The organism is Pseudomonas sp. PIC25, from assembly GCF_002286785.1.
GTDB lineage: Bacteria > Pseudomonadota > Gammaproteobacteria > Pseudomonadales > Pseudomonadaceae > Pseudomonas_M.
Map to the genome: position 1 here is coordinate 1 of NZ_MUJY01000097.1, position 12,087 is coordinate 12,087.

A 12,087-nucleotide genomic window follows, 5' to 3' on the forward strand; every position below is an offset into this window, starting at 1 on the left:
CCGCGCCGGCATCACGGTGAACAAGAACGCCGTGCCGAACGACCCGCAGTCGCCGTTCGTCACCTCCGGCATCCGCATCGGCACGCCGGCGATCACCACTCGTGGTTTCAAGGAAACCCAGTGCGTGGCGCTGGCCGGCTGGATCTGCGACATCCTCGATCACCTCGGCGATGCCGATGTCGAGGCGCAGGTGGCCGCCCAGGTGGCCGGGCTCTGCGCGGACTATCCGGTCTACCGCTGAGCAGCAAGCGACCCTCTCCCCCGGACCCTCTCCCGTAAGCGGGGGAGGGGAATGAAACCAGGAGCCTACAGATGCAACGTTATTCCGGCTTCGGCCTGTTCAAGCACTCGCTCAGCCACCATGAGAATTGGCAGCGCATGTGGCGCAATCCCACGCCGAAGCCGGTCTACGACGTGGTCATCGTCGGCGGCGGCGGCCATGGCCTGGCCACGGCCTATTACCTGGCCAAGGAATTCGGCGTGAAGAACGTCGCGGTGGTTGAGAAGGGCTGGCTGGGCGGCGGCAACACCGCGCGCAACACCACCATCGTCCGCTCCAACTACCTGTGGGACGAGTCGGCGCAACTGTACGAACATGCCATGAAGCTGTGGGAGGGCCTGTCCCAGAACCTCAACTACAACGTCATGTACTCGCCGCGCGGGGTCTACAACCTCTGCCACACCCTGCAGGACATGCGCGATTCCGAGCGCCGGGTGAGTGCCAACCGCCTCAATGGCATCGACGGCGAATTGCTCAATGCCGAGCAGGTGGCCGCCGAGATTCCCTACCTGGACTGCAGCAAGAACACCCGCTATCCGATCATGGGCGCGACCGTGCAACGTCGCGGCGGTGTCGCCCGTCACGACGCAGTGGCCTGGGGCTATGCCCGCGCCGCCGACGCCGCCGGTGTCGATCTGATCCAGCAGACCGAAGTGATCGGCTTCCGCAAGCAGGACGGCGCTGTGATCGGCGTCGAGACCACGCGCGGCTTCATCGGCGCCAAGCGCGTCGGCGTGGTCACCGCCGGTAACTCCGGGCATATGGCCAAGCTCGCCGGTTTCCGCCTGCCGATCGAATCGCATCCGCTGCAGGCGCTGGTGTCCGAGCCGATCAAGCCGATCATCGACAGCGTGATCATGTCCAACGCCGTGCACGGCTACATCAGCCAGTCTGACAAGGGCGATCTGGTCATCGGCGCCGGTATCGACGGCTACAACGGCTACGGCCAGCGCGGCTCCTACCCGACCATCGAACACACCCTGCAGGCCATCGTCGAGATGTTCCCGATCCTGTCCCGGGTGCGCATGAACCGCCAGTGGGGCGGCATCGTCGACACCAGCCCGGACGCCTGCCCGATCATTTCCAAGACGCCGGTGAAGAACCTTTTCTTCAACTGCGGCTGGGGTACCGGAGGCTTCAAGGCCACCCCGGGTTCGGGTCACGTATTCGCGGCCAGCCTGGCTGCCGGCGAGATGCATCCGCTGGCCAAGCCGTTCGCCCTGGAACGCTTCCATACCGGCGCATTGATCGACGAACACGGCGCCGCCGCCGTGGCGCACTGAGGAGACTCGCCATGCTTCATATTTTCTGTCCCCACTGTGGCGAACTGCGCTCCGAAGAGGAGTTCCACGCCGCCGGCCAGGCGCACATCGCGCGGCCGCTGGACCCGAACGCCTGCACCGACGAGGAGTGGGGCGACTATCTGTTCTTCCGCGACAACCCGCGCGGCCTGCACCATGAGCTGTGGCTGCACGCGGCCGGTTGCCGCAAGTATTTCAACGCCACCCGCCACACCATCAGCTACGAAATTCTCGAGACCTACAAGATCGGCGAGAAGCCCAGCGTGACCGAGGCTGGCGGTAGCGAGAAGAAGCCCGTAGCGAAAGGAGTAACGGCATGAGCCAGGTCAATCGTCTGTCCCGTGGCGGCCGCATCGACCGCAGCCAGCCGCTGACCTTCACCTTCAACGGCGAGACCTACCAGGGCTACGCCGGCGACACCCTGGCCGCGGCCCTGCTGGCCAACGGCGTCGATGTGATCGGCCGCAGCTTCAAATATTCCCGCCCGCGCGGCATCGTCGCCGCCGGTGCCGAAGAGCCGAACGCCGTGCTGCAGATCGGCTCCCGCGAAGAGACCCAGATTCCCAACGTGCGCGCCACCCAGCAAGCACTGTACGGCGGCCTGGTGGCAGCCAGCACCAACGGTTGGCCGAGCGTCAACAACGACCTGATGGGGATTCTCGGCAAGGTCGGCGGCAAGATGATGCCGCCCGGTTTCTACTACAAGACCTTCATGTACCCCTCGTCGCTGTGGATGACCTACGAGAAGTACATCCGCAAGGCCGCCGGCCTTGGCCGCGCGCCGCTGGAAAACGACCCGGACATCTACGACCACATCAACCAGCACTGCGACGTGCTGGTGATCGGCGCCGGCCCTGCCGGTCTCGCCGCGGCCCTGGCCGCGGGCCGCAGTGGGGCGCGGGTGATCCTCGCCGATGAACAGGAAGAGTTCGGCGGCAGCCTGCTGGATACCCGTGAGACCCTCGACGGCAAGCCCGCCGCGGAATGGGTCGCCAAGGTGGTCGCCGAACTGAAGACCCTGCCGGAAGTGACCCTGCTGCCGCGCGCCACGGTGAACGGCTACCACGACCACAATTTCCTCACCATCCACGAACGCCGCACCGATCACCTCGGCGAAACCGCTCCGCTGGGCGCCTTCGGTGCGCCCCAGGCCCGTCATCGCGTGCACCGTGTGCGTGCCGGCCGGGTGGTGCTGGCCGCCGGCGCCCACGAGCGGCCGCTGGTGTACGCCAACAACGATGTGCCCGGCAATATGCTGGCCGGTGCCGTCTCCACCTACGTACGCCGTTATGGCGTGGCGCCGGGCAAGAAACTGGTCCTGGCCACCAACAACGACTACGCCTACCGCACCGCTCTCGACTGGCTGGACGCCGGCCTGCAGGTGGTGGCGGTCGCCGATGCGCGCTCCAACCCGCGCGGCAGCTGGGTCGAGGAGGTACGTTCCCGCGGCGTGCGCGTGCTCACCGGTAGCTCGGTGATCGACGTGCGCGGCGGCAAGCGGGTGGAAGCCGCCCGTGTGGCTGCCATCGACCCGGTGGCGATGAAAGTCACCAGCCCCGGCGAGTGGCTGGATTGTGATCTGATCGCCAGCTCCGGCGGCTACAGCCCGGTGGTGCACCTGGCGTCGCACCTGGGCGGCCGTCCGGAATGGCGTGAAGACATCCTGGCCTTCGTGCCCGGCGGCAGCAACGGTTTGCAGAAGCGCATCGACGCCGGTGCGGTGAACGGTGTGTTCAAGCTCGGCGACGTGATCGCCAACGGCTTCGAGGCGGGCGTCAAGGCGGCTGCCGAGACCGGCTTCAAGGCGACGGCGGGCAATCTGCCGCGCACCGAGAAGCGTATCGAGGAAGCGGCTATCGCGTTGTTCCAGGTCCCCCACGAGAAGCCCACGGCCCGTGCGCCCAAGCAATTCGTCGACCTGCAGAACGACGTCACCGCCGCCGGCATCGAACTGGCCACCCGCGAAGGCTTCGAGTCGGTCGAGCACGTCAAGCGCTACACCGCGCTGGGCTTCGGTACCGACCAGGGCAAGCTGGGCAACATCAACGGCCTGGCCATCGCCGCCCGTTCGATGGGGATCAGCATCCCGCAGATGGGCACCACCATGTTCCGCCCGAACTACACCCCGGTGACCTTCGGCGCCGTGGCCGGCCGTCACTGCGGACACCTGTTCGAGCCCAAGCGCTACACCGCGATGCAGGCCTGGCACGTGGCCAACGGTGCCGAGTTCGAGGACGTCGGCCAGTGGAAGCGTCCCTGGTACTTCCCGAAGAAGGGCGAGGACCTGCATACCGCCGTGGCCCGCGAGTGCCTGGCGGTGCGCAACAGCGTCGGCATCCTCGATGCCTCGACCCTCGGCAAGATCGATATCCAGGGCCCGGACGCCCGTGAGTTCCTCAACCGCGTCTACACCAACGCCTGGACCAAGCTGGACGTGGGCAAGGCGCGCTACGGCCTGATGTGCAAGGAAGACGGCATGGTCTTCGACGACGGCGTGACCGCCTGTCTGGCCGACAACCACTTCCTGATGACCACCACCACCGGCGGCGCCGCTCGCGTGCTGCAGTGGCTGGAGCTGTACCACCAGACCGAATGGCCGGAGCTGAAGGTGTACTTCACCTCGGTCACCGATCACTGGGCGACCATGACCCTGTCCGGCCCGAACAGCCGCAAGCTGCTGGCCGAGGTGACCGATATCGACCTGGACAAGGACGGCTTCCCGTTCATGACCTGGAAAGAGGGCAACGTCGCCGGCGTACCGGCGCGGGTGTTCCGTATCTCCTTCACCGGCGAGCTTTCCTACGAAGTGAACGTGCAGGCCGACTACGCCCTGGGCGTCTGGGAAAAGCTGATCGAGGCCGGCAAGAAGTACGACCTGACCCCGTACGGCACCGAGACCATGCACGTGCTGCGTGCGGAGAAGGGCTTCATCATCGTCGGCCAGGACACCGATGCCTCGGTGACCCCGGACGATCTGAACATGGGCTGGTGCGTGGGCCGCACCAAGCCGTTCTCCTGGATCGGCTGGCGCGGCATGAACCGCGAGGACTGCCTGCGCGAAGACCGCAAGCAACTGGTCGGCCTCAAGCCCATCGATCCGCTCAAGGTCCTGCCGGAAGGCGCGCAACTGGTGTTCGATCCCAAGCAGCCGATCCCCATGACCATGGTCGGCCACGTCACCTCCAGCTACATGAGCGCCACCATGGGCCACAGCTTCGCCATGGCGGTGGTCAAGGGCGGCCTCAAGCGCATGGGCGAGCGGGTCTTCGCACCCCTGGCCGACGGCAGCGTGATCGAGGCGGAGATCGTGTCTTCGGTGTTCTATGACCCAAAGGGAGAGCGGCAGAACGTTTGAAGCAGACGCATGACCCTGTAGGAGCCAGCTTGCTGGCGAATGGTCCCGACCCGTGGCTCGCCAGCAAGCTGGCTCCCACGGTGTCCGGCGAAACAGAATGAGAGAATTCCCATGACCGCAGTCAACGTCTACAAACAACGCCCGGACAAGATCGAAGGGCAATCCCCGCTGCACCACGCTGGCCTCGCCGAGCTGGTGGGCAAGGGCAAATCCGGTGCCGGTGTGCACCTGCGCGAGAAGAAGCTGCTCGGCCATCTGACCCTGCGCGGCGATGCCAGGGACCCGGCCTTCGCCGGCGGCGTGCACAAAGCCCTCGGCGTCGAGCTGCCGGTGGCGCTGACCCTGGTTGCCAACGGCACCCTCTCGCTGCAATGGCTGGCCCCGGACGAGTGGCTGCTGATCGTCCCGCGTGGCGAGGAGTTCGCCACCGAGCAGCGTCTGCGCGAGGCCCTCGGCAACGAGCTGCACTATGCGGTGGTCAACGTCAGCGGCGGCCAGACCCTGCTCGAACTGAGCGGTCCTAAGGTTCGCGAGATGCTGATGAAATCCACCTCCTACGACGTCCATCCGAGCAATTTCCCGGTGGGCAAGGCGGTGGGAACCAATTTCGCCAAGACCCAGCTGGTGATCCGTCACACCGCCGAGGAGACCTGGGAGCTGGTGGTTCGGCGCAGCTTCGCCGACTACATCTGGCTCTGGCTGCAGGACGCCAGCGCCGAGTTCGGGTTGGCGATCGAGGCGTAAGCCGCAGGGTGAATGGCTGGCAGGCCTGCCAGCCATTCACCCCATACTCCGAGCAGCCTGGGAGATCGACATGAGCCGCACCCCCGATACCTGGATTCTCACCGCCCATAGCCCGAGTCTGCTCGGTACCGTGGACGTGGTGACGCGCTACCTGTTCGAACAGGGGTGCTACGTCACCGAGCACCACAGCTTCGACGACCGCCTGGCCAGTCGTTTCTTCATTCGCATCGAGTTCCGCGCGCCGCAGGGCTTCGACGAGGCGGTCTTCCGCGCCGGCCTGGCCGAGCGGGTGGCGCCGTTCGACATGAGCACCGAGCTGACCCCGCCCGGCTACCGCGCCAAGGTGGTGATCATGGTTTCCAAGGCCGATCATTGCCTGAATGACCTGCTCTACCGCCAGCGCATCGGCCAGTTGCCGATGGATATCACCGCTGTGGTCTCCAACCATCCGGACCTTGAGCCCCTGGCGCGCTGGCACGGCATCCCCTACTACCACTTCCCGCTCGACCCCAACGACAAGCCGTCCCAGGAGCGCCGGGTAATGCAGGTGGTAGAAGAAACCGGGGCCGAGCTGGTGATCCTCGCCCGCTATATGCAGGTGCTCTCGCCCGAGTTGTGCCGCAAGCTGGACGGCCGCGCGATCAACATCCATCACTCGCTGCTGCCCGGCTTCAAGGGCGCCAAGCCGTACCACCAGGCGTACCAGAAGGGCGTCAAGCTGGTCGGAGCCACCGCCCACTTCATCAACAACGACCTCGACGAGGGCCCGATCATCGCCCAGGGCGTCGAGCCGGTGGACCATTCCCACTATCCGGAAGACCTGATCGCCAAGGGCCGCGACATCGAATGTCTGACCCTGGCCAAGGCAGTGGGCTACTTCCTCGAACGGCGTGTGTTCCTCCACGCCAACCGCACAGTTGTGCTTTAAGAGCAGCGAAAAGCTGCAAGCAGCAGACTTCAAGCAGGGCGAATGAATTCGCCTCTGCACATACCGATTCACCTTTTGGCGCCGTCCTTGGCGCTTCGACAAAGCCGACAGATGTTCCGAACGGGGCCGCGCGGCCGCCGGCTGCGCCTCCGCCTTCACAACAAGAAAGGAGAACAACGCATGTCTGGTAATCGTGGTGTCGTTTATCTCGGCGCGGGCAAGGTCGAGGTCCAGAAGATCGACTATCCCAAGATGCAGGACCCGCGCGGTCGCAAGATCGAGCACGGGGTCATCCTCAAGGTGGTTTCCACCAATATCTGCGGTTCCGACCAGCACATGGTACGCGGTCGTACCACCGCCCAGGTCGGCCTGGTGCTGGGCCACGAGATCACCGGTGAGGTGATCGAGAAGGGTAGTGACGTGGAGAACCTGCAGATCGGCGACCTGGTTTCCGTCCCCTTCAACGTCGCGTGCGGGCGCTGCCGTTCCTGTAAGGAAATGCACACCGGTGTCTGCCTGACCGTCAACCCGGCACGTGCCGGCGGTGCCTACGGCTACGTCGACATGGGCGACTGGACTGGCGGCCAGGCCGAGTACGTGCTGGTTCCCTACGCCGACTTCAACCTGCTCAAGCTGCCGGAGCGCGACAAGGCCATGGAGAAAATCCGTGACCTGACCTGTCTGTCCGATATCCTGCCCACCGGCTACCACGGCGCGGTTACCGCGGGCGTTGGCCCGGGCAGCACCGTGTACGTGGCCGGCGCCGGCCCGGTCGGCCTCGCCGCCGCTGCTTCCGCCCGCCTGCTCGGTGCCGCGGTGGTGATCGTCGGTGACGTCAACCCGGTGCGCCTGCAGCACGCCAAGGCCCAGGGCTTCGAAATCGCCGACCTGTCCCAGGACACTCCGCTGCACGAGCAGATCGCCAATCTGCTGGGCGAGCCGGAAGTGGACTGCGCGGTGGATGCGGTGGGCTTCGAGGCGCGTGGCCATGGTCACCAGGGCGCTCAGCACGAAGCACCGGCAACGGTGCTGAACTCGCTGATGCAGGTTACCCGCGTGGCCGGCAAGATCGGCATCCCCGGCCTCTACGTGACCGAAGACCCGGGTGCGGTGGACGCGGCGGCGAAGATCGGCAGTCTGAGCATCCGCTTCGGCCTCGGCTGGGCCAAGTCGCACAGCTTCCACACCGGCCAGACCCCGGTGATGAAGTACAACCGCCAACTGATGCAAGCGATCATGTGGGACCGCATCAACATCGCCGAAGTGGTCGGCGTACAGGTGATCAGCCTGGACGACGCACCCAAGGGCTACGGCGAGTTCGATGCCGGCGTGCCGAAGAAATTCGTCATCGATCCGCACAAGACGTTCAGTGCAGCTTAAAAACAGCGGCAAGCCTTAAGCCACAAGCTGCAAGCCGGAGGTGTTCTACGCTCTGGCTTGCAGCTTGCAGCTTGCAGCTTGCAGCTTGCAGCTTGCAGCTTGCAGTTGCCTATGACTCCGCTCGCAGCGCTCCGATGCGCGCGTCCTTCTCTTCCCACAGCTTCGACACCCAGCCCTGCACGAACTGGCGGAATTCCGGGTCGTTTTCGTAATCGCCGCTCCACAGCGCCGGGTCCAGCGGCCGGGTGTGGATGTCGACGATCACCTTGGAGACCTGCCCACTGGCCAAGTCCCAGAAGCCGGGGATGCGTCCCTCCGGGTAGACCAGGGTGACATCGAGAATGGCGTCGAGCTGCTCGCCGAGAGCGGCCAGCACGAAGGCCACGCCGCCTGCCTTGGGTTTGAGCAGGTACCGATAGGGGGAGCCCTGCTGGGCCTGCTTGGCCGGGGTGAAGCGGGTTCCTTCCAGATAGTTCACCACCGTCACCGGCATGCGCTTGAAGCGCTCGCAGGCGGTCCTGGTGATTTCCAGATCCTTGCCTTTCAGGTGCGGGTTCTTTTCCAGGAAGGCCTTGGAATAGCGCTTCATGAATGGGTAGTCCAGCGCCCAGAAGGCGAGGCCGAGGAAGGGCACCCAGATCAGCTCCTTCTTCAGGAAGAACTTGAAGTAGGGCGTCTTGCGGTTGAACGCCTGGACCAGCGCCGGGATATCGACCCAGGACTGGTGGTTGCTGATCACCAAGTAGGAGGTGTCCTGGCGCAGGTTCTCGCCGCCGCGGATATCCCAGATCGTCGGGGTGAAGGTGGCGAAGATCAGCTTGTCGATTTCCGCCCAGGTCTCGGCGATCCACATCACGCCGCGAGAACAGAGGTCGCGCAGACGCTGTCCGGGCAGCACCAGCTTGAGCAGCGCTAGCAGCATCATCGGGCCGATGAGAACCAGGGTATTGAGCAACAGCAGCAGGATGACGACGAGGCCGGTCAACAGGCGGCGCATGGCAACTCCTTGTGGTGCGCGGGCGGCCCATGATAAGCAGGCTCACGCCCGAGACCAAGCGAAGCGGCGCCGCGACCGGCGGCCGAACGATTCACCGGGGTCCGGGTCCTAGCCACTGTCGCTTGAATTTGGGGGAACCCTTCGTGAAGTACGCTTTTCTCTCCGCCTGCCTGTTGTTGCCGTTGACTGCCTTCGCTGCCAAGGACCCCACCCTGTACGGACGCTACGAGTACGTCCGCCTGCCCGAGATCGGTCAGGTCATGAAGGCGAAGATGGACACCGGCGCCCGCACCGCGTCCCTGTCGGCCAAGGATATCGAGCGCTTCGAGCGCGACGGCGAGGAGTGGGTGCGTTTCCGCCTGGCCGGCAAGGGCGCTGACGACACTCTTTTCGAACATCGCCTGGCCCGGATCAGCAAGATCAAGAACCGCGCCGACGAGGAAGACGACGAAGAGGGCGACAAGGCCGAAATCTCCCGCCGCCCGGTGATCGACCTGGAAGTCTGCCTGGGTGGCGAACGACGCGTCATCGAGGCCAACCTGACCGACCGCAGCGCCTTCAACTATCCGGTGCTGATCGGTGCCAAGGCGCTGCGCGAGTTCGATGCGGCGGTAGACCCGGCTCGCAAGTTCACTGTCGGCAAGCCGCAATGCTGAAGTCCGGTATGTGAATCGCCCGCGCCCGGGCGGTTTTCCGTATAGAACCTATTCTCACTCCAGAAACCTCGGAAACGGCCGATAGCTATGATGGCAATCGGCCTGTTTCTTGCTTCGTGTCCCTTTCTCCCGCGGCCCGGATGGCGCGGTACCGGATCCGTTGAGGTGTCAGCATGACTGGAGTACTCAAGCCGGGCGTACGTCTTCTCGAACGCTTCAGCTTCGCGCGCAAGTTCCAACTGGTTTTCCTGCTCTTTCTGCTGCCCATGGGCTACGCGCTCTGGACCATCGTCAGCGACCATGTCGAGCGGCTCTCGCTGATGGACCAGGAGCGCGCCGGCATGCGCACGGTGCAGGCGTTGAGCGATGTGCAGCAGGCCCTGCTGGAACAGCGCACCCTGTTCGCCCGCTGGAAGGGAACCGAGAAGCAGGCCGAAGCCCTGCTGACTCAGCGCGAGGGTGCCCTCGACGAGGCTTTGGCCCAAGTCCAGACGGCCTTGCAGCGTGAGCCCCTGGGCGACGCGGTGACGCGGCAACTGGAGGCGTTGCAGGGGATGCGCAGTGAGCTGGCGGTCGAGGCCGTGGGCCGGATGGCGCTACCGGATGCCCTGGAGCGTTACCAAAAGGTACTGCTGCAACTGACGGCGTTACGCGAACAGGTGGCCACCGACAGTGGCCTGATCCTCGATCCGAAGCTTGATACCTACCTGATGATGGAGCAGCTCACGGCGAGCCTGCCGCGCCTGCTGGAGAACCTCGGCAGCTTCGCCAGCCAGGGACACGGCGCTGTGATATCCCAGCATTTCACCTTGCAGAGCCGGGTGGTGATCCGCGATCTGCGCCGCGCGCTGGAAGAGTCGCGTGCGCAGTTGCAGAAAATGCGAACTACCCTGGAGCGGGAGGAACCGGCGGTAGCCGCTTCCCTGCGTGAGCCCGGCGACAGGGCCCAGGGTGGCCTCGACCGCTTTCTCGAGCGGATCGACCGCGAGATGTTCGAGAGCAACCCCATCGCCCTGACCCCCGAGGCGTTCATCCAGGCGGTGGAACAGCTCGAGGGCGACCTGCGGGACTTCGAGCAGGCACTCTTCGGCGAGTTCGACCAGCGGGTCGCCGGCTACCGGGACGAGGACAGGGCGGTGCTGGTCGAAGTGGTCGCGGCCTTCACTGTCCTGACTTTGCTGGCGCTGTACGTGCTGTTCTGCCTGAACGCTTCAATCCAGCGCAGCACGGCGAGTATCACGGCGGCGGCGGATGGCTTGCGTGCCGGCGACCTGAGTGTGCGCATGGCGGTGCAGGGCCAGGACGAGCTGGCCGGCATTGCCGCCTCGCTGAACACGGCGGTGGCGCAGTTGCGCGAGTCGCTGGAGGGCGTCAACACGGAAAGCCGGCAATTGGGCGGCACGGTGCAACTGCTCAACGCCCAGGCCCAGGACGCCCTCGGGGCGGTGGAGCAGCAGCAGGGCCAGGTGAGCCAGATTGCCACCGCGGCAACCCAGTTGGCCGCCACCGCGCAGAGTGTCGCGGAAAGCTGCGAGCAGGCCGCCGCCGACGCCGGGCAGACCCGCGAGATCGCTGTGCAGAGCAACCAGCGCAGCACCCGCACCAGTGCCAGCATGCGCCAGCTCAGCGCGCGGCTGGGCGATACGACAGCCACGTTGCAGAAACTGCGGGAGCAGACCCAGCAGATCAACCGCATCGTCGATGTGATCAAGGGCATCGCCGAGCAGACCAACCTGCTCGCCCTCAACGCCGCCATCGAAGCCGCCCGCGCCGGCGAGCAGGGGCGCGGCTTCGCCGTGGTGGCCGACGAGGTGCGCAGCCTGTCGCAGCGGACCCAGGACTCCACCCAGGAAATCGGCAAGACGGTCGAGGACCTGCAGAAAGTGGTCGGCGCGGCCGTCGGCCTGATGGAAGACGCCTTCCGCCAGGCCGAAACCGATGTCGGCAGCGTACTGGCGATGGGGGAGGACCTGGACAGCATCGCCGAGGCGGTGCAGCGGGTCAGCGACCGCCTGGCCCAGATCGCCACCGCCGCCGAACAGCAGGCGGCCACCGCCGACGAGGTGAGCGGCAACATCCAACAGGTCGATCAGGCCGCCAGCCACCTGCTGGCCGGGGCCCAGGCGGTCAGCGAAGCCGCCGAGCAACTGCGCCGGGGCAGCGAGGCGCTGGAGCGGAATACCGGGCGGTTCCGGCTGGGGTAGTTGCCCCTGGCGTCGTCGGGCGAATGAATCCGCCTCGGGTGGGTTTCGCTCTTGGTAGGAACGAGCTGTGCTCGCGAAAGGAGCCACCACAGAAGCTTCGCCAGCAGGCTGGCTCCTACGGAAAGCGGGGGGGGCGCGTGCGGATTCATTTGAACTTGGGAAACCACGTCCTTAGGACGTGGTCATGAGTCACCGGCTCTGCCTGTGACGATTTGAGAGGCTCATGTTTAGTCCTCGGTTGA

The 12,087-nt window shown here is 65.4% G+C and carries 8 protein-coding genes and 3 pseudogenes; 10 read left to right on the top strand and 1 reads right to left on the bottom strand.

Annotated elements, in window-relative coordinates; all coding sequences use genetic code 11:
- The 7 genes and pseudogenes from glyA to fdhA all read left to right on the top strand — a co-directional run.
- A pseudogene (gene glyA / locus BZL41_RS11680) lies at nucleotides 1-241 on the top strand (serine hydroxymethyltransferase); the annotation flags it as partial.
- 71 nt (nucleotides 242-312) lie between these two features.
- Nucleotides 313-1,563, top strand: a complete 1,251-nt coding sequence (locus tag BZL41_RS11685; RefSeq protein WP_095599456.1) for a sarcosine oxidase subunit beta family protein — start codon at nucleotides 313-315, stop codon at nucleotides 1,561-1,563.
- A gap of 11 nt (nucleotides 1,564-1,574) precedes the next feature.
- Nucleotides 1,575-1,901, top strand: a complete 327-nt coding sequence (locus tag BZL41_RS11690; protein ID WP_084336065.1) for a sarcosine oxidase subunit delta — start codon at nucleotides 1,575-1,577, stop codon at nucleotides 1,899-1,901.
- A complete protein-coding gene (locus tag BZL41_RS11695; RefSeq protein ID WP_095599457.1) occupies nucleotides 1,898-4,936 on the top strand; it encodes a sarcosine oxidase subunit alpha in 3,039 nt (1,012 codons plus the stop codon). Before BZL41_RS11690 ends, BZL41_RS11695 begins: the two co-directional genes overlap by 4 nt.
- Before the next feature lie 111 nt (nucleotides 4,937-5,047).
- Nucleotides 5,048-5,680: a sarcosine oxidase subunit gamma gene (locus BZL41_RS11700; protein WP_095599458.1), complete on the top strand. Its 633-nt coding sequence runs from the start codon at nucleotides 5,048-5,050 to the stop codon at nucleotides 5,678-5,680.
- A 70-nt stretch (nucleotides 5,681-5,750) separates the two neighbouring features.
- The gene (locus BZL41_RS11705; RefSeq protein ID WP_095599459.1) at nucleotides 5,751-6,608 is read left to right on the top strand and encodes a formyltetrahydrofolate deformylase; all 858 of its coding nucleotides are present in this window, start codon (nucleotides 5,751-5,753) and stop codon (nucleotides 6,606-6,608) included.
- A 180-nt stretch (nucleotides 6,609-6,788) separates the two neighbouring features.
- Nucleotides 6,789-7,988, top strand: coding sequence for a formaldehyde dehydrogenase, glutathione-independent (gene fdhA / locus BZL41_RS11710; protein ID WP_095599460.1), 1,200 nt, complete (start codon nucleotides 6,789-6,791; stop codon nucleotides 7,986-7,988).
- Between the two features lie 109 nt (nucleotides 7,989-8,097).
- On the opposite strand, the gene BZL41_RS11715 is transcribed toward fdhA, so the two are convergent.
- Nucleotides 8,098-8,985: an acyltransferase gene (locus BZL41_RS11715; protein ID WP_095599461.1), complete on the bottom strand. Its 888-nt coding sequence runs from the start codon at nucleotides 8,983-8,985 to the stop codon at nucleotides 8,098-8,100.
- Between the two features lie 143 nt (nucleotides 8,986-9,128).
- On the opposite strand from BZL41_RS11715, the gene BZL41_RS11720 reads away from it, so the two are divergent.
- From BZL41_RS11720 to BZL41_RS29415, 3 genes and pseudogenes are all read left to right on the top strand, one after another.
- Nucleotides 9,129-9,641 carry an ATP-dependent zinc protease gene (locus BZL41_RS11720; protein WP_256578143.1) on the top strand — a complete coding sequence of 171 codons (513 nt, stop codon included), beginning with the start codon at nucleotides 9,129-9,131 and terminating at the stop codon, nucleotides 9,639-9,641.
- Between the two features lie 989 nt (nucleotides 9,642-10,630).
- A pseudogene (locus tag BZL41_RS29410) lies at nucleotides 10,631-10,987 on the top strand (HAMP domain-containing protein); the annotation flags it as partial.
- Between the two features lie 327 nt (nucleotides 10,988-11,314).
- Nucleotides 11,315-11,845: pseudogene (locus BZL41_RS29415) on the top strand (methyl-accepting chemotaxis protein); the annotation flags it as partial.
- Nucleotides 11,846-12,087: the final 242 nt, after the last annotated feature.

Bases quoted from the DNA above. Each gene is read 5' to 3' on its own strand.
- BZL41_RS11685 (WP_095599456.1), top strand. From the start codon at position 313: ATGCAACGTTATTCCGGCTTCGGCCTGTTCAAGCACTCGCTCAGCCAC.
- BZL41_RS11690 (WP_084336065.1), top strand. From the start codon at position 1,575: ATGCTTCATATTTTCTGTCCCCACTGTGGCGAACTGCGCTCCGAAGAG.
- BZL41_RS11695 (WP_095599457.1), top strand. From the start codon at position 1,898: ATGAGCCAGGTCAATCGTCTGTCCCGTGGCGGCCGCATCGACCGCAGC.
- BZL41_RS11700 (WP_095599458.1), top strand. From the start codon at position 5,048: ATGACCGCAGTCAACGTCTACAAACAACGCCCGGACAAGATCGAAGGG.
- BZL41_RS11705 (WP_095599459.1), top strand. From the start codon at position 5,751: ATGAGCCGCACCCCCGATACCTGGATTCTCACCGCCCATAGCCCGAGT.
- fdhA (WP_095599460.1), top strand. From the start codon at position 6,789: ATGTCTGGTAATCGTGGTGTCGTTTATCTCGGCGCGGGCAAGGTCGAG.
- BZL41_RS11715 (WP_095599461.1), bottom strand. From the start codon at position 8,985: ATGCGCCGCCTGTTGACCGGCCTCGTCGTCATCCTGCTGCTGTTGCTC.